General features: G+C 64.5%; 18 protein-coding genes. 16 read left to right on the top strand and 2 right to left on the bottom strand.

Features of this window, described 5'->3' with window-relative positions; all coding sequences use genetic code 11:
• Positions 1–90: 90 nt before the first annotated feature.
• The 12 genes from ldtR (at position 91) to ACZXDY_RS05050 (ending at position 10,744) form a co-directional block, all read left to right on the top strand.
• Positions 91–609, top strand: a complete 519-nt coding sequence (gene ldtR / locus ACZXDY_RS05105; protein ID WP_028162894.1) for a transcriptional regulator LdtR — start codon at positions 91–93, stop codon at positions 607–609.
• A gap of 274 nt (positions 610–883) precedes the next feature.
• Positions 884–1,111: a hypothetical protein gene (locus ACZXDY_RS05100; RefSeq protein ID WP_028162893.1), complete on the top strand. Its 228-nt coding sequence runs from the start codon at positions 884–886 to the stop codon at positions 1,109–1,111.
• A gap of 22 nt (positions 1,112–1,133) precedes the next feature.
• Entirely contained in the window at positions 1,134–1,355 is a 222-nt protein-coding gene (locus tag ACZXDY_RS05095; RefSeq protein ID WP_028162892.1) for a hypothetical protein, read from the top strand.
• A 199-nt stretch (positions 1,356–1,554) separates the two neighbouring features.
• Positions 1,555–1,815, top strand: a complete 261-nt coding sequence (locus tag ACZXDY_RS05090; protein WP_028162891.1) for a hypothetical protein — start codon at positions 1,555–1,557, stop codon at positions 1,813–1,815.
• A 471-nt stretch (positions 1,816–2,286) separates the two neighbouring features.
• A complete protein-coding gene (glyA, locus tag ACZXDY_RS05085) occupies positions 2,287–3,597 on the top strand; it encodes a serine hydroxymethyltransferase (RefSeq protein ID WP_028162890.1) in 1,311 nt (436 codons plus the stop codon).
• 12 nt (positions 3,598–3,609) lie between these two features.
• Complete coding sequence (nrdR, locus tag ACZXDY_RS05080) at positions 3,610–4,092, top strand: transcriptional regulator NrdR (RefSeq protein ID WP_027580572.1); 483 nt, start codon at positions 3,610–3,612, stop codon at positions 4,090–4,092.
• Positions 4,089–5,240: a bifunctional diaminohydroxyphosphoribosylaminopyrimidine deaminase/5-amino-6-(5-phosphoribosylamino)uracil reductase RibD gene (ribD, locus tag ACZXDY_RS05075; RefSeq protein WP_464344732.1), complete on the top strand. Its 1,152-nt coding sequence runs from the start codon at positions 4,089–4,091 to the stop codon at positions 5,238–5,240. Before nrdR ends, ribD begins: the two co-directional genes overlap by 4 nt.
• A 122-nt stretch (positions 5,241–5,362) precedes the next feature.
• Positions 5,363–5,971 (top strand): riboflavin synthase, encoded by a 609-nt coding sequence (locus ACZXDY_RS05070; RefSeq protein WP_464344731.1) that lies wholly within the window; start codon positions 5,363–5,365, stop codon positions 5,969–5,971.
• Between the two features lie 204 nt (positions 5,972–6,175).
• A complete protein-coding gene (ribH, locus tag ACZXDY_RS05065) occupies positions 6,176–6,667 on the top strand; it encodes a 6,7-dimethyl-8-ribityllumazine synthase (protein ID WP_028162886.1) in 492 nt (163 codons plus the stop codon).
• A 2-nt stretch (positions 6,668–6,669) separates the two neighbouring features.
• A complete protein-coding gene (gene nusB / locus ACZXDY_RS05060) occupies positions 6,670–7,164 on the top strand; it encodes a transcription antitermination factor NusB (RefSeq protein ID WP_028162885.1) in 495 nt (164 codons plus the stop codon).
• 140 nt (positions 7,165–7,304) lie between these two features.
• Complete coding sequence (gene thiL, locus ACZXDY_RS05055) at positions 7,305–8,306, top strand: thiamine-phosphate kinase (protein ID WP_464344730.1); 1,002 nt, start codon at positions 7,305–7,307, stop codon at positions 8,304–8,306.
• 317 nt (positions 8,307–8,623) lie between these two features.
• Complete coding sequence (locus tag ACZXDY_RS05050) at positions 8,624–10,744, top strand: sodium-translocating pyrophosphatase (protein WP_130231129.1); 2,121 nt, start codon at positions 8,624–8,626, stop codon at positions 10,742–10,744.
• A 178-nt stretch (positions 10,745–10,922) separates the two neighbouring features.
• Here ACZXDY_RS05050 and ACZXDY_RS05045 read toward each other — a convergent pair whose 3' ends face one another.
• Positions 10,923–11,930 (bottom strand): Bug family tripartite tricarboxylate transporter substrate binding protein, encoded by a 1,008-nt coding sequence (locus ACZXDY_RS05045; RefSeq protein WP_464344729.1) that lies wholly within the window; start codon positions 11,928–11,930, stop codon positions 10,923–10,925.
• Between the two features lie 187 nt (positions 11,931–12,117).
• Positions 12,118–12,594, bottom strand: coding sequence for an outer membrane protein assembly factor BamE (locus ACZXDY_RS05040; protein WP_028162881.1), 477 nt, complete (start codon positions 12,592–12,594; stop codon positions 12,118–12,120).
• A gap of 107 nt (positions 12,595–12,701) precedes the next feature.
• Here ACZXDY_RS05040 and ACZXDY_RS05035 point away from each other — a divergent pair, with 107 nt between their 5' ends.
• The 4 genes from ACZXDY_RS05035 (at position 12,702) to ACZXDY_RS05020 (ending at position 16,233) form a co-directional block, all read left to right on the top strand.
• Positions 12,702–13,253, top strand: a complete 552-nt coding sequence (locus tag ACZXDY_RS05035; protein ID WP_130231467.1) for a ubiquinol-cytochrome C chaperone family protein — start codon at positions 12,702–12,704, stop codon at positions 13,251–13,253.
• Positions 13,250–13,858, top strand: a complete 609-nt coding sequence (locus tag ACZXDY_RS05030; protein ID WP_464344728.1) for a YceD family protein — start codon at positions 13,250–13,252, stop codon at positions 13,856–13,858. The genes ACZXDY_RS05035 and ACZXDY_RS05030 overlap by 4 nt, the downstream gene beginning before the upstream one ends.
• A 339-nt stretch (positions 13,859–14,197) precedes the next feature.
• Positions 14,198–15,259, top strand: coding sequence for a phosphate acyltransferase PlsX (gene plsX / locus ACZXDY_RS05025; protein WP_028162878.1), 1,062 nt, complete (start codon positions 14,198–14,200; stop codon positions 15,257–15,259).
• Positions 15,256–16,233: a beta-ketoacyl-ACP synthase III gene (locus ACZXDY_RS05020; protein ID WP_464344727.1), complete on the top strand. Its 978-nt coding sequence runs from the start codon at positions 15,256–15,258 to the stop codon at positions 16,231–16,233. Before plsX ends, ACZXDY_RS05020 begins: the two co-directional genes overlap by 4 nt.
• Positions 16,234–16,261 lie beyond the last annotated feature (28 nt).

Genomic DNA, 16,261 nt, shown 5'->3' with positions numbered 1-16,261 from the left:
GATGTTCAAACGACCCCCTTAAGTTGAACCTATCAGGCGGGACACAAGTTTCGTCGAATAAGTCGATAAAACGACAACAGGGGAAGTGTCATGATCAAAGCCGTTGCCTCAACGGCGGTGGAAACCGCTGAGCGCGCCGCCGGCCAGCCGACGGTGCAGTCGCTCTATCTCGAAGCCCTTACGCTGGTGGAGCGGCTGCATCGCCGGCTGCTCGACGTCATCAAGGACGAGTTCGATCGCCGCGGGCGCGCCGACATCAATTCGGTGCAGGCGCTGTTGCTCTACAATATCGGCGACAAGGAATTGACCGCGGGTGAGCTGCGCACGCGCGGCTACTATCTCGGCTCCAACGTCTCCTACAATCTGAAGAAGCTCGTCGAGCTCGGCTTCCTCGATCACCAGCGTTCGCGTGTCGATCGCCGCTCGGTGCGCATTCGCCTGACGCCGCAGGGCCAGGAGATCCGCCGTATCGTCGATGCGCTCTACCAGAAGCACGTCAAGACCGTGGAGCAGGTCGGCGGCATCTCGAACGAGGAGTTCTCGACGCTGAACAAGTCGCTGCACCGGCTCGAGCGGTTCTGGACCGACCAGATCCTCTATCGCCTCTGATACCTTCAAGACTTCGCGCCTCCAAGACTTCGTACCTCCAAGACTTCAACACCTCTCCAAGACTTCAACACCTCTCCAAGACTTCAACACCTTCAAGACTTCGCCAGAGCGGCCAAGCCGGCCCGATAGAAGACCGGCAAGCCGTCAGCCTCCAGCAGAGCGCATCGACTGTGCCCGGTCGGTGCGCTCTTGCTTTTCGGCACCGCAAAAAGAGTTTTGCGGAACCGGGAACCACTCGCGTCCTCACGCTTTATCGTGGGCTACGGAGAGCGAGATGCTGGTCGAGCGCGGAATGTGGGCGATGAATGTCGAAGTGGTCGGCGAGGCCTACGCCATCGCTTCCAACTATCTGCGCAGGACCGGGATCATTCCGGACTCTTATGCCACCAACGAGCAATTGCTCACGATCATCGTGCAGATGTTCCGGCGCGGCGAAACCAACAAGATCAAGCTCGCCAACAAGGCGATCGCCGAGTTTGAAGCAGCACAGCTCGTGATCTGATCATTCCCAATCGGAGAAAGTGATGGAAGCCGCGATCGATCGCATCATGCATACCTATGACCTGCTTGCGAACCGCACCGCCGCGGCGAGCGAGGAGGCGCGGGCGAAGGTGACGGAATATGTCCGCACCTTGTTCGAGGCGGGCGAGACCGACACGCACCGCCTGACGGTCTGCGGATTGACCTATCTGCGCCAGCTTGACGGCTCCACCGATCATGTGAAGGCGGGATTTACGGGGTTGTAGCGCGGCTGTCGCGGCGCTCTCCGCTGTCGTACCGCCCCGGGCCGGAACCCATCACCAATCTCTATTGGACCCGAGCAGGCTGTTGCGCCGTCACTTTGGCAGGCGCAGAGGGTTACGCGATGTTGATTTGTGGAGGAGGGCCGGCCGTGCCACAAGTTCCACGCGCTCCACGGGGTGGATTATCTCAGAGGAGCCGACTATGACGAAAAGCGTTCTTGTCAGTCTTGCAATCCTCACCCTCGCTACTTCTACCGCTCTGGCCGCACAGCGGACGCATCATCGTCACCCGATGAATGCGAATGCCAGTATGCGTGCCGCTCCGGTCATTGCGCCGGGCTCGGTCATCATGCCGGGTGGAGTGAGTAGCGGTGACCGCGACCTGTATTTCCGAAATCTGCACGACTCCGGGTATGATACGAAGAAGAACTTCAACTCGGTCGGAAACGTAGTGACGCAATAGCGTCAGGTCTGATCGTCGATCTTTGTCTTTTCACCCCAGGCCGGCATGACAGCGCCCTGGGGTGAGTTTATTTTCGTCTCGCGATCCGAACTCCATCAACACCATCCAGCGCCGCGCTCGCGCTGGCGAGCACGCTTCCGCTTTGCCCCCGCCGCATCGCCGCGCACACTCCGCTGTCATCGTCCGCGAGGCAGCTCTTGCTGCTCGCGCGCTTGGCGCCAGCGTCGGGGGCGCCAGGACCTCGCGACTTCGTCGCGCCCCGGAACGACGGGGGCGGGGCGAACGGATGCGGCCGCCTCTGGAACTGGCAAACCCCCGGCAGGCCACCATATCTGGCACAAAGGCCGCACTCCTACCGCAATCGCTTGGCCGGCACCCGGCGATGTGATAACGCTGACCGACCAGCTTCGACCGCCCACAATGGACCGACCGCATCCTCTAAAGGCTTGCGGCGGTGGAGATATTTCGCCGATGACCTCTTCCTCCCCGAGCGCCAAATCCAGTTCCGCGCCTGATTCCTTCTTCAGGGCGACCCTTGCCGAGGCCGATCCCGAGATCGCGGAGGCGATCAAGGGCGAATTGGGCCGGCAGCGCCATGAGATCGAGCTGATCGCTTCCGAGAACATCGTCAGCCGTGCGGTGCTGGAGGCGCAGGGGTCGGTGATGACCAACAAATACGCCGAAGGCTATCCGGGCGCGCGCTACTATGGCGGTTGTGAATGGGTCGACGTCGCCGAGACGCTGGCGATCGAGCGCGCCAAGAAACTGTTCGGTGCGAAGTTCGCCAACGTGCAGCCGAACTCCGGCAGCCAGATGAACCAGGCGGTGTTCCTGGCGCTGCTGCAGCCCGGCGATACCTTCATGGGTCTCGACCTCGCCGCCGGCGGCCATCTCACCCACGGCTCGCCCGTCAACATGTCCGGCAAATGGTTCAAGGCCGTGCACTACACGGTGCGGCGCGAGGACCAGGTCATCGACATGGATGCGGTGGCCAAGCAGGCCGAACAGGTCAAGCCGAAGCTGATCGTTGCGGGCGGCTCAGCCTATTCGCGCGCCTGGGACTTCAAGCGCTTCCGCGAGATCGCCGACAGTGTCGGCGCCTATCTCATGGTCGACATGGCGCATTTCGCGGGCCTCGTCGCCGGCGGCGTCCATGCTTCGCCGGTGCCGCATGCGCATGTCACCACCACGACGACGCACAAGTCGCTGCGCGGTCCGCGCGGCGGCCTGATGCTGTGGAATGACGAGACGCTGACCAAGAAGCTCAACTCGGCGATCTTCCCGGGCCTGCAGGGCGGCCCCCTGATGCATGTGATCGCGGCCAAGGCGGTTGCGTTCGGCGAGGCGCTGCGGCCGGACTTCAAGGTCTACGCCAAGAACGTGGTCGAGAATGCCAAGGCGCTCGCGGAAACGCTGCGCGGCCATGGGCTCGACATCGTCTCCGGCGGCACCGACAACCATCTGATGCTGGTCGACCTCCGGCCCAAGGGGCTGAAGGGCAATGTGTCGGAGAAGGCGTTGGTGCGCGCCGCCATCACCTGCAACAAGAACGGCATTCCGTTCGATCCTGAGACGCCGTTCGTCACCTCGGGCCTGCGGCTCGGCACGCCGGCGACGACCACTCGCGGCTTCGGCGTCGCCGAGTTCAAGGAAGTCGGCGGCATGATCGCGGAAGTCCTGACCGCGCTGCAGCAGTCGCCGGAGGGCAAGGCGCCGCTGGTGGAAGCCGCGATCAAGGAACGCGTGAAGGCGCTGACCGACCGCTTCCCGATCTATCAATAAGGAAATCGGCAGATGCGTTGCCCGAGTTGCAACAGTCTGGATACGCAGGTCAAGGACTCGCGTCCGACTGAGGATTCGGCTGTGATCCGACGGCGGCGCGTCTGCATCACCTGCAATTTCCGTTTCACGACATTTGAGCGGGTGCAGCTTCGCGAGCTGACAGTGATCAAGCGCAACGGCCGTCGCGTTCCGTTCGACCGCGACAAGCTGGTGCGCTCGCTGCAGATCTCGCTGCGCAAGCGGCCGGTGGAGACTGAACGTTTGGAGAAGATGGTGTCCACCATCGTGCGGGAGCTCGAAAGCAGCGGCGAGGCGGAGGTTTCTTCCGAGGCTATCGGCGAGATCGTGATGGAGCATCTGCGCCAGCTCGACGACGTCGCCTATGTTCGCTTCGCTTCGGTCTACCGCAACTTCCGCGAGGCCAAGGATTTCGAGGCGGTGCTCGGTGAACTCACCAGCGAAGACGACCCGCGCATCGCACAGTTCCGCAAATGATCTTCCGCATCCTGGAAGACAAGCTCGCCGCACAAGCCAAGCAGTCGAAAGCCGAGGACCTGCGGTTCATGCAGCTCGCGCTGACGCTCGGCCGGCGCGGGCAGGGCCGCACCTGGCCGAATCCGGCGGTCGGTGCTGTCGTGGTCAAGGATGGCGTCATTGTCGGTCGTGGCTGGACGCAAGCGGGCGGCCGGCCGCATGCCGAGCCGGAGGCGCTGCGGCGCGCGGGCGAAGCGGCGCGCGGCGCCACGCTGTATGTGACGCTCGAGCCATGCTCGCATTTCGGCCGCTCGCCGCCCTGCGCCGACGCGGTGATTGCGGCCGGCATCGCGCGCGTGGTGTCGGCGATCGAGGATCCCAATCCTGAAGTCGGCGGGCAGGGGCACGCACGGTTGCGCGCGGCGGGCATCGCTGTTGATGTCGGGCTGTGCGCGGAGGAGGCGGGGCGGGACCATGCCGGTCATTTCCGCCGTGTCCGCGACAAGCGTCCGCATGTGCTGCTCAAGCTGGCGATCTCCGCCGACGACAAGATCGGCGCTGCCGGCCACCGCCCGGTGGCGATCACGGGAGACGTGGTCCGGACGCGGGTGCATCTGCTCCGCGCGCAGAGCGATGCGATCCTGATCGGGATCGGCACCGCGCTGGCCGACGATCCGGTTCTGACCTGCCGCCTGCCGGGCATGGAGGCTCGTTCGCCGGTGCGGGTGGTGCTGGATCGCGCGCTGCGCCTGCCGGGCGACAGCCGCCTGGTGCATTCGGCGCGCGAAGCGCCGTTATGGGTGATGACCTCGGAGCTTGCCGAAGCGCCGGCTGCGATGAAGCTGGGCGCCGCCGGTGCCCAGGTGATCCGGGTCGCGGACACGGTCTCGCCGCCGGGACTGGATCTGCTCGCGGTGCTGCATGCGCTCGCCGAGAAGGGCATCACGAAAGTGATGGTCGAGGGCGGGGCACGGGTGGCGGCATCCTTCGTTGCGGCTGACCTGGTCGATGAAGCCTGGCTATTCCGCGCGCCAGAGGCGGTCGGCGCCGACGGCGTGCCCGCGCTGGACGCATTGCCGCTCGCCGCGATCACGCAGTCGCCCGCCTTCAAGGTTCGTGCTAGCGAAACGCTCGGCAAGGATATTTTGACAATCTACGATCGTGCCTAGTGCTGTCTCCGCGCGTCATGCCCGGGCTTGTCCCGGGCATCCACGCCTTGGCCACTGGCGACGAAGCAAGACGTGGATGGCCGGGTCAAGCCCGGCCATGACGAAGACCGAAAGGGTTTGATGTGTTCACGGGCATAGTCACAGATGTCGGCGAGATCACCATCCTGACACCCACGGCGCAGGGACAGTTGCACCGGCTGCGGATCGCCTGCCGTTACGATCGCACGACCATCGCCGATGGCGCCTCGATCGCCTGCAATGGCGTGTGCCTGACGGTGGTCGCCTCCGGCGTCGAGGGCGGCAAGACCTGGTTCGACGTCGATGCCGCCGCGGAAACGCTTGGCATGACGACGGCGAAGCACTGGGGTGTCGGAACCCGCCTCAATCTCGAGCGCGCGCTGAAGATTGGCGACGAACTCGGCGGCCATATCGTGGCGGGCCATGCCGATGGCGTCGCCACCATCGTCTCACGCGAGGATCTGCCTGATATGGCGCGGTTCGTGCTCCGAACCACGCGCGAACTGGCGCGTTTCATCGCGGTCAAAGGCTCGATCACGCTGGATGGCGTGTCGTTGACGGTGAATACGGTCGATGACGTCACATTTTCGGTGCTGATCATCCCGCATACTCTCAACGTGACGACGATCGGCGGCTGGCGCGCCGGCAGCGAGGTCAATATCGAAGTGGACCTGATGGCCCGCTACGCGGCGCGGCTGATAGAGATGAAGTGACCGATCGCCGTCATGCCCGGGCTTGTCCCGGGCATCCACGTCTTGTCCGCTTGCGGTGAGATAGATCGTGGATGGCCGGGACAAGCCCGGCCATGACGGAGTAACAAACAGCCAGCTTTGGCTTGGCTAAACCCGCTGCGGCGACTACAAAATGTTGACATACAACGCACGCGTTGAACGTCAACGTTACGAATGGATGAACTGATGGCAGACGCACGGCGTGCACCGCTGAAGGACCAGACCGACATTTCCGGCGCGCGTGCGCTGATCGTCGAGGCGCGGTTCTATGACGATATTCAGGACTCGCTTCTGGAGGGCGCGGTCGCCGAATTGAAGGCCGCCGGCGTCGGCTACGACGTCATCACGGTTCCAGGCGCGCTGGAAATTCCCGCGGCGATCGCGATTGCGATCGATGCCGCCGAAAAGAACGGCAAGCCCTATGACGCGGCGGTCGCGCTCGGCTGCGTGGTGCGCGGCGAGACCATCCATTTCGAGATCGTGTCGATGGAATCTTCGCGCGGGCTGATGGACCTCGCCGTGAACAGGAGGTTTCCGCTCGGCAACGGCATCATTACCGTCAACACCGAGGAACAGGCCTGGGCACGGGCGCGCGCCAATGACTTGAACAAAGGCGGCGACGCCGCGCGCGCGGCGCTCGCGATGCTGCGCATCAAACGCCGGCTGGCGAAGGGTTGACCATGGCGGAAGACAGGAAGCCCGTAAGACCAGCGGACAGGAAGGCCAATCGGCGCGGCGCCGCACGGCTCGCCGCCGTGCAGGCGCTCTACCAGATGGATATCGCCGGCGCCGGGCTGGACGACGTGTTCGCGGAGTTTGAGAGCCACTGGCTCGGCAACGAAGTCGAAGGCGAGACGTATCTGCCGGCGGAAGCGGCGTTTTTCCGTGACGTGGTATCGGGTGTGGTACGCGACCAGGCCAGGCTCGATCCGCTGATCGACGAGGCGCTGTCGAAGGGATGGCCGCTGAAGCGGATCGATGCGATCCTGCGTGCGGTGCTGCGGGCAGGCTCCTATGAACTGGAGCATCGCAAGGACGTGCCGGGCCGCGTGGTGGTCTCCGAATATGTCGACGTCGCGCACGCGTTTGTGGAGAAGGACGAGACCGGAATGGTGAACGCGGTGCTCGACCAGATTGCCCGGCAGTTCCGGGCCGATGAGTTCGTGCGTGGGTAGCCCGCACACACTCTGCCGTCATCATCCGCGAATGCGGATGATCCAGTAAACGGCGGCGGTTGTGCTGGATCACGGGCGGCGCGGAATACTGGATCGCCCGGTCAAGCCGGGCGACGACGGCTGAGGAGACGTCGGGCGGCATGGCAAGCGGACCGAGCAATCCATCCGGCGAGGATTCCCTTATCGCGCGCTACTTCAAGCCGCTCGCGAAGGACCCGGGCGCTTTCAATCTCGATGACGATGCGGCGGCGTTGCGGGCAGGGGGCGACGATATCGTCGTCACCACCGATGCAATCGTCGAGGGCGTGCATTTCCTCCCCGGCGATCCGCCGGCGACGCTGGCGCGCAAGGCGCTGCGGGTCAATCTCTCTGATCTCGCCGCCAAGGGGGCTACACCCGCCGGCTTCGTGCTGACGCTGGCGCTGCGTAGCGCTGACGATGTCTGGCTGAAACCGTTCGCGCAGGCGCTCGGCGAGGATGCTGCGCAGTTCGGCTGTCCGCTGCTCGGCGGCGACACGGTGTCCACGCCCGGGCCGGTGATGATCTCGGTCACGGCGTTCGGGCGCGTGCCGCAGGGCAAGATGATCCACCGTATAGGCGCGCGGGCAGGGGACCGCGTCGTAGTTACCGGCACAATCGGCGATGCCGCGCTTGGCCTCAACCTGCTGAAGGCCGGGTCTGTTGCCTCGCTGCTTGCGAGCGACGAAGCCTCCCGCGAGATGCTGACCGGCCGCTACCGCGTGCCACAGCCGCGCAATGCGCTCGCCAAGGCGGTGCGCGATTACGCCAGCGCCGCGATGGATGTGTCCGACGGGCTCGCCGGCGATCTCGCAAAGCTCTGTGCGGCTTCCGCCGTCTCGGCCGTGATCGACGTCCAGAGCATCCCACTCTCGTCGCCGGCCGCTGCGCTGGTCGCGCGCAAGGCCGTCGGTATCGAGGCCCTGATCTCGGGCGGCGATGACTACGAGATCCTCTGCGCGATCCCCGGGGATCGCATGGCGGCCTTCGTGCAAGAGGCCAAGCGCACAGGCGTTGCCGTGACTGCGATCGGCGGTATCATCGCAGGCTCCGCGCCCCCCAGCTTCCTAGATTCGCAGGGCCGGGAGCTGGCCTTGAAGCGGCTGTCCTACAGCCATTTCTAGAGCTTCGGTTCTGATTGCATCAGAACCGAAGCTCTAGATTCTCGTATTGACGCGTTTTCTTCACGCGAGCCGGGGTCCGCCTCGCTTGAAAACGCTTTGGAATAGGCCGAGAAAGCCGCCCCTCAGACTAATTAGCTGCCCAAATCGTCCCGTTTTGATTGCCGGCGGCGTTGCGCCGCGAAAGCGATTTTGGCAAGGTTCGCGACCGATTGTGGCCATCCTTGAGGGCAGGGGTGGACCGCTCAATAAGCGCCCGCCGCATCCCGCGGAAAAAACAAGGGCGTGGGGATACATCAAGGATCTGAGGCAGAATTCAAATGACAGCATTATGGTTGATCGTGCTCTGCGGGGTACTTTCCATTGTCTACGCGATTTGGGCGACCAATTCGGTCCTGAACGCTGACGCGGGCAGCCCGCGCATGCAGGAGATTGCCGCGGCGGTGCGCGAAGGCGCACAGGCGTATCTGCGGCGCCAATACACCACGATCGGCATCGTCGGCGTCTTGATCTTCATTCTGCTGGCTTACTTCCTTGGCCTCCTGGTCGCGATCGGCTTTGCGATCGGCGCGATCCTGTCGGGGGCGGCCGGCTTCATCGGCATGAACGTCTCGGTCCGCGCCAACGTCCGCACCGCGCAGGCGGCGACCAAGTCGCTGGCGGGCGGCCTGGAACTGGCCTTCAAGGCGGGCGCGATCACCGGGCTCCTGGTCGCGGGCCTGGCGCTGCTCGGCGTCACCATCTATTTCGCCTACCTGACCAAGGTCGCAGGGTTCGCGGCGGACAGCCGCACTGTGATCGACGCCATGGTGGCGCTCGGCTTCGGCGCCTCGCTGATCTCGATCTTCGCCCGTCTCGGCGGCGGCATCTTCACCAAGGGCGCCGACGTCGGCGGCGACCTCGTCGGCAAGGTCGAGGCCGGCATCCCCGAGGACGATCCGCGCAACCCGGCGACCATCGCGGACAATGTCGGCGACAATGTCGGCGACTGCGCCGGCATGGCCGCCGACCTGTTCGAGACCTACGCGGTGACAGCGGTCGCCACCATGGTGCTGGCGGCGATCTTCTTCGCGAAGTCGCCGATCCTGGTGAGCATGATGACGCTGCCGCTCGCGATTGGCGGCATCTGCATCATCACCTCGATCATCGGCACTTTCTTCGTCAAGCTCGGCAGCAGCCAGTCGATCATGGGCGCGCTCTACAAGGGCCTGATCGCGACCGGCATCCTGTCGCTGATCGGCATCGCCGGCGTGATCTACGCCCTGATCGGCTTCGACAAGCTGCCGGGCGTGGACTATTCCGGCATGGCGCTGTTCCAATGCGGCGTCGTCGGCCTCATCGTCACCGCGCTGATCATCTGGATCACCGAATACTATACCGGCACCGACTATCGCCCGGTGAAGTCCATCGCCTCGGCCTCGGTGACCGGCCACGGCACCAACGTGATCCAGGGCCTTGCGATCTCGATGGAGGCGACCGCGCTGCCCGCGATGGTCATCATCGCAGGCATCCTCGTCACCTACAGCCTGGCCGGCCTGTTCGGGATTGCGATCGCGACTGCGACCATGCTGGCGCTCGCCGGCATGATCGTCGCGCTCGATGCCTTCGGTCCCGTCACCGACAACGCCGGCGGCATCGCCGAGATGGCGGGGCTGCCGAAGGAGGTGCGCAAATCGACCGACGCGCTCGACGCGGTCGGCAACACCACCAAGGCCGTGACCAAGGGCTATGCGATCGGCTCCGCCGGTCTCGGCGCGCTGGTGCTGTTTGCGGCCTATAACCAGGACCTCAAATTCTTCATCAGCGACTCCGCCAACCACGCCTATTTCAAGGGCGTCAATCCCGACTTCTCGCTCAACAATCCCTATGTGGTGGTGGGCCTGTTGTTCGGCGGCCTCTTGCCGTATCTGTTCGGCGCGATGGGCATGACCGCGGTCGGACGTGCGGCCGGCGCGATCGTCGAAGAAGTGAGGCGCCAGTTCCGCGAGAAGCCCGGCATCATGCAGGGCACCGACAAGCCGGACTACGGCAAGGCGGTTGACCTCCTGACCAAGGCGGCGATCAAGGAGATGATCATCCCGTCGCTGCTGCCGGTGCTGTCGCCGATCGTGGTCTACTTCCTGATCTACGTGATCGCGGGCGGCGGTGCGGCCGGCAAGTCGGCGGCGTTCTCGGCCGTCGGCGCGATGCTGCTCGGCGTCATCGTCACAGGGCTGTTCGTCGCGATTTCCATGACCTCGGGCGGTGGCGCATGGGACAACGCCAAGAAATACATCGAGGACGGCCATTATGGCGGCAAGGGCTCCGACGCGCACAAGTCCGCGGTGACCGGCGACACCGTCGGCGATCCCTACAAGGATACTGCGGGCCCGGCGGTCAACCCGATGATCAAGATCACCAACATCGTGGCGCTGCTGCTGCTGGCAATCCTGGCGCATTGAGCGGCGCGTGACGCGAATGCAAAACCCCGCGGGCAGCGAGCCCGCGGGGTTTTGTTCTGCAACCCGGGCGAATCTCTCTCAACGCGTCATTGCGAGCGAAGCGAAGCAATCCATGTCGCCACGGGTGGAGAGATGGATTGCTTCGTCGCTGACGCTCCTCGCAATGACGGCGGTGGAGTTATTTCACCTCCATCTGCAGGCCTTCCTTCTCGATGATGGCGGCGAACTTCCTGGTTTCGGCGTCGACGAAATCGGTGAACTGCTGCGGCGTGCCGTGGTCGGGGCGGGCGCCCATGCCGGCGATGTTCTTCCTGACGTCGTCGCGCTCCAGCATCGCCTTTATCTGGCGGTTGAGCTCGTCCACGATCGGCGCGGGTGTGGCCTTGGGCAGGAAGACGCCGAACCAGGAGGAGACTTCGAACTTCGCAAGCTCCGGCGCGCTCTCGCGCATGGTCGGAAGTTTCGGCGCGGCGTCGCTGCGCTCGGCGGTGGTGACGCAGAGCCCGTTGAGCTTGCCGTCCAGCACCTGCGGCAGCGACGGATAGAGGTTGTCGAACAGGATCTGGATGTCGCCCGCGAGCCCCGCCTGCAGCGCAGGCCCGGCGCCGCGGAACGGCACATGCGTCATCTTCAGCCCCGTGAGCTGCAGGAACCAGGCGCCGGTCAGATGCGGGCTCTGGCCGGTTCCCGACGAGCCGTAAGTGAGCTTGTCCGGATTGGCCTTCAGATAGGCGATCAGCTCGGGGATCGACTTGATGCCGGTCGAGGGATGGGCCGAGACGATGTTCGGGATCCGGATCATGTTGGAGACCGGCTGCAACTGATCCTTCTGGTAGGTGAGGTTCTTGAAGATCGAATAGGCGATCGCATTCGGCCCGGGATTGCCGATCAGGATGGTGTGGCCGTCGCCCTTGTTGCGGGCAACTTCGGCGGTGCCGATGGTGCCGCCGGCGCCTGAGCGGTTCTCCACGATCGCCGACTGTCCCCAGGCGGTCTGCAGATGCGCCGCGAGCAGGCGGCCCATCACGTCGGTGGAGCCGCCGGCGGCGGCCGGCACGATCAGGCGGACGGTCTCGGTCGGCCGCCAGTCGCCGGCGCCTAAGCTCGCGCGCGGCAGGATGGCGGCGGCCGAGACGGCGGCGGTACCCGTCAGCAGGCGGCGGCGGGAAAGCAAGGTTCGGCTCACGTGTTCACTCCCTGATTTGATCTTGTTTTCAGGGAGCGTAGGGGACCGCGAGGCGGTCCGGCAAGCGAGGAGTTAGGCGGCGACTTGGCGCAGCCGCGGGTTCTTGTTTTGACGCGTTTTCTTCACGCGAACCGGTATCCACCCTCGGATCAAGTCCGAGGGCATGCTTCGCTCGAAAACGCTTTGGTTAGTTAAAGCTGAGCAGCTTGAACAGCGGCGTCAGGTAGCTGAGCTCCTGGCCCGAAGTCGGCGTGGTGCGGCTGACGAAGTCGAAGATCTTGCCGTCCTGCAGGCCATAATTGGCGATGCGGCGGACGGTGCGGTTCTTGTCGAAATAAACCGCGATCACGCGCTGGTCGACCACCCGCTGGTTCATGAAGGCGACCGGACGCTCGGTGCGCTGGGAGATGTAGTAGAACACCTCGCCGTCCAGTGTGGCCACCGTCGACGGAGTGCCCATCACGATCAGAACCTGGTCCTGGCTGGCGCCGATCGGGATTTGCTCCAGCGCGCCCTGCGGCAGGATGTAGCCCTTCTGGAATTGTTCGCCGGTGCAGGCGGCAAGCAGTGCGCAGACGAGGCCGATGGCCGCCGCGGCGCGGCAGCGTGCTAGCACGCCGCGTGAGAAGGACACGCGTGGGCTGGTCTTGTTGGCTTCGGTCATCGGCGGAACTGATCCGTCCCCTTGCGTCGCGCGAGGCGTTGACGTACCGGGCACGGCTGAGGATTGCAACAGAAGCGGGCGCTTTGGGCCCGCGGGCGGAACCCACAATGCTTTGGCCGTTCAATCAATTCAAGAAACCCCGGCTACTCCCGAGCGGCACCATTGAGACCATCTATGGCATGATCGTGACGCAGGCGCGAGAACCGGTGTTTTACCGACAGTTCGCCGTCGCAGACACGGTTAACGGCCGATTCGACCTACTCTTGCTGCATTTGTGGCTGGTGCTGCGGCGCCTCCGGGCCGTGGAGGGCGAATCGGGTCTGTCGCAGGCGCTGTTCGACCGCTTCTGCGAGGATATGGACGACAACTTACGCGAAATGGGGGTCGGCGACCTCACGGTGCCGAAGCGGATGAAGGCTTTCGGCGAAGCCTTCTACGGCCGTTCCGTGGCCTACGACCTCGCGCTCACTGATGGCCATGAGGCGCTGGCAAACGCATTCTGCAAGAATATCTTTGATGGCAAGGACATCGAGAAGGCGCGGCGGCTTGCGACCTATGCCGAGCGGGTAGCGTCCGTGCTGGACCGGCTCGACGCAACGGCGCTGTCGGGCGGATCGTGGAAGTTTCCAGTGCCGGAGCAGGTGGGCACGGCTCAATGAAAGATACCGAGACAGAGAGGCCTCATCCTCCGCGTGACCCTTGGCGCGCGCTGGTCGCGGTGGCGCAGGTGCCGGAAACCGGCCTGCATCGCGACATCGAGGCCGATCCGCGCCAGCGTCAGGCATTGGCCGATATCGCGGGGCTGCGCGAGGTGCTTTCGGCTGAGGCGTCATTCGACGTCACGCCGAAGAGCGGCGGCCGCTTCCACGTCGTGGGCTCCGTGCGCGGCCGGGTCGGGCAGACCTGCGTGGTGACGCTCGAGGAGATCGAGAACGAGATCGACGAGGAGATCGACCTGATCTTCGCCCCGCCGGAGCAGATCCCGCAGATGGCCGCGCTGGCCGAGGAGGCCGAGCGCAGCGACGCTGAGATACCCGACCCGCCGGAGCCGATCGAGAACGGCATGATCGATCTCGGCCGGCTCGCGACCGACGCGCTGTTCCTCGCGATCGACCCCTATCCGCGCAAGGCGGACGCCGTTTTCGAGCCGGTGGTCGAGGCTGCCGACCCCGAGGACCACCCGTTTGCCGCCCTGAAAGCGCTGCAGGCCGCGCCGAAAACGCCCGGTGGAAACAAGCCGAAAGGGAAATCCAACGGGAAATAGGCTCCGGTTAAAGTGGATTATGAGGGCGAACCATCGCGCGAAATCAATCCGTTGCATTCTCATAAATCTGAGATAAGATATTGAATAAATTGAGATATCCTGCGTCGATGCCTCCGCGTTCCCGCAACCCTGAGCCAACCGGTAAAGCATGGTGAAGAGGTTGTGTCAGAATGGGGACAGGTTATTGTCGCGGCCCGGCCGGGCGCGCCGTTGCCTTCGGCCGTACATCGCTTGCGCGACAGACATCGCTGACCGCGATAGACATCGCTGATGGCGGTGGCTTTCAAACGGGTGGCCGGTCCGCTTCAAGGCCGCCGAGAGCAGGTTTCCGGGACGTTCATGCCTAAAAAGGTTCGAATCGCGCTTGACGCCATGGGTGGCGATGACGGCGCATCGGTCGTCGTCCCTGGCGCCGCCATCTCGTTGAGCCGGCATCCCGACACCGAATTCTTGCTGTTTGGCGACAGCAAGCTGATCGAGCCGGAATTGGCAGCGCATCCCGCCCTGAAGGCGGCCTCGCGCGTGATCCACACCGATGTTGCGATCAGCAACGATGAGAAGCCGAGTCAGGCGCTCAGGCGCGGCCGCAAGACCTCCTCGATGTGGCTTGCGATCGACGCGGTGAAGCACGGTGAGGCCGATGTCGCGGTGTCAGCCGGCAACACCGGCGCGCTGATGGCGATGGCGCGGTTCAACCTGCGCACGTTGCCCGGAATCGACCGCCCGGCGATCGCCGCGCTGTGGCCGACCGTGCGTGGCGACACCATCGTGCTCGACCTCGGCGCGAGCATCGGCGGCGACGCACAGCACCTGGTGGCGCTGGCACTGATGGGCGGCGCGATGGCCAGCGTCCGATTCAACGTGGAGCGGCCGACCGTAGGGCTGCTCAATATCGGCCGCGAAGAGATGAAGGGACATGAGGAGATTCGCGAGGCGGCGGAGCTGTTGCGGGCGATGAACCTGCCGCAGCTGGATTATATCGGCTTCGTCGAGAGCGACGGCATCGGCAAGGGCATCGCCGATGTGGTCGTCACGGAGGGATATGCCGGCAACATCGCGCTAAAGGCGGCAGAGGGCACTGCGCGGCAGATGGTGGACTTTCTGCGCAATGCCCTGTCCCAGACCTGGCCGAGGCGCATCGGCTATCTCCTGGCCCGCGGCGCCTTCCGGGCGCTCCGCGACAAGATGGACCCCAACAAGTCCAATGGCGGGGTGCTGCTCGGCCTGAAGGGCCTGGTGGTGAAAAGTCACGGTGGGATCAACTCCGAAGGCTTTGCCTATGCGGTCGATGTTGGCTATGAGATGGCCCACTACGATCTCCTCACCAAGATCAATCAGATGCTCAACCGCGACGGAAGCGCGCTGGCCTCAGCGCAGACCGCGCAGGAGGCTGTCTCGTGACTGCGATACGATCGGTCGTGCTCGGCTGCGGCTCTTATTTGCCGGAGCGGGTCCTGACCAATGCCGAGCTGGCGACCCGCGTCGATACGTCTGACGAATGGATCGTGCAGCGCACCGGCATTCGGGAGCGGCACATCGCGGCCGAGGGGGAGTTCACCTCCCATCTCGGCATCAATGCCGCGCGCGCGGCATTGGCGAACGCCGGCCTCGATGCGCAGGATATCGACCTGATCGTGCTCGCGACCTCGACGCCGGACAACACGTTTCCGGCGACCGCGGTCGCGGTGCAGAACGGACTCGGCATCACCCATGGCGCGGCCTTCGATCTGCAGGCGGTCTGCTCCGGCTTCGTCTTCGCGCTGGCGACCGCCGACAATTTCCTGCGCACCGGCGCCTACAAGCGGGCGCTGGTGATCGGCGCCGAGACCTTTTCGCGCATCCTCGACTGGAACGACCGCGGCACTTGCGTGCTGTTCGGCGACGGGGCCGGCGCGGTGGTGCTGGAAGCGCAGGAGCAGCCGGGCACATCGTCCGACCGCGGCGTACTGACCACGCATCTGCGCTCCGACGGCCGCCACAAGGCGAAGCTGTTCGTCGACGGCGGCCCGGGATCGACCCGGACGGTCGGCCACCTGCGAATGGAAGGCCGCGAAGTGTTCAAGCACGCGGTCGGCATGATCACCGACGTGATCGTCGACGCCTTCAACACCACCGGCACCAGCGCGGAGGACATCGACTGGTTCATCCCGCATCAGGCCAACAAGCGGATCATCGATGCTTCGGCGCACAAGCTCCATATTGCGCCGCAGAAGGTGGTGCTGACGGTCGATCGCCACGGCAACACTTCGGCGGCATCGATTCCCCTGGCGCTATCAGTTGCGGTGCAGGATGGACGCGTGAAGAAGGGCGATCTCGTGCTGTTCGAAGCGATGGGCGGCGGCTTCACCTGGGGCTCGGCGCTCGTTCGCTGGTGAAGCGTGCAATCAGAAAAGACACCTCCCT

This window comes from Bradyrhizobium sp. LeoB3, from assembly GCF_055456055.1.
Note: the sequence above shows the minus strand (reverse complement) of the source record. Positions and strands in the feature narration are given on the sequence as shown.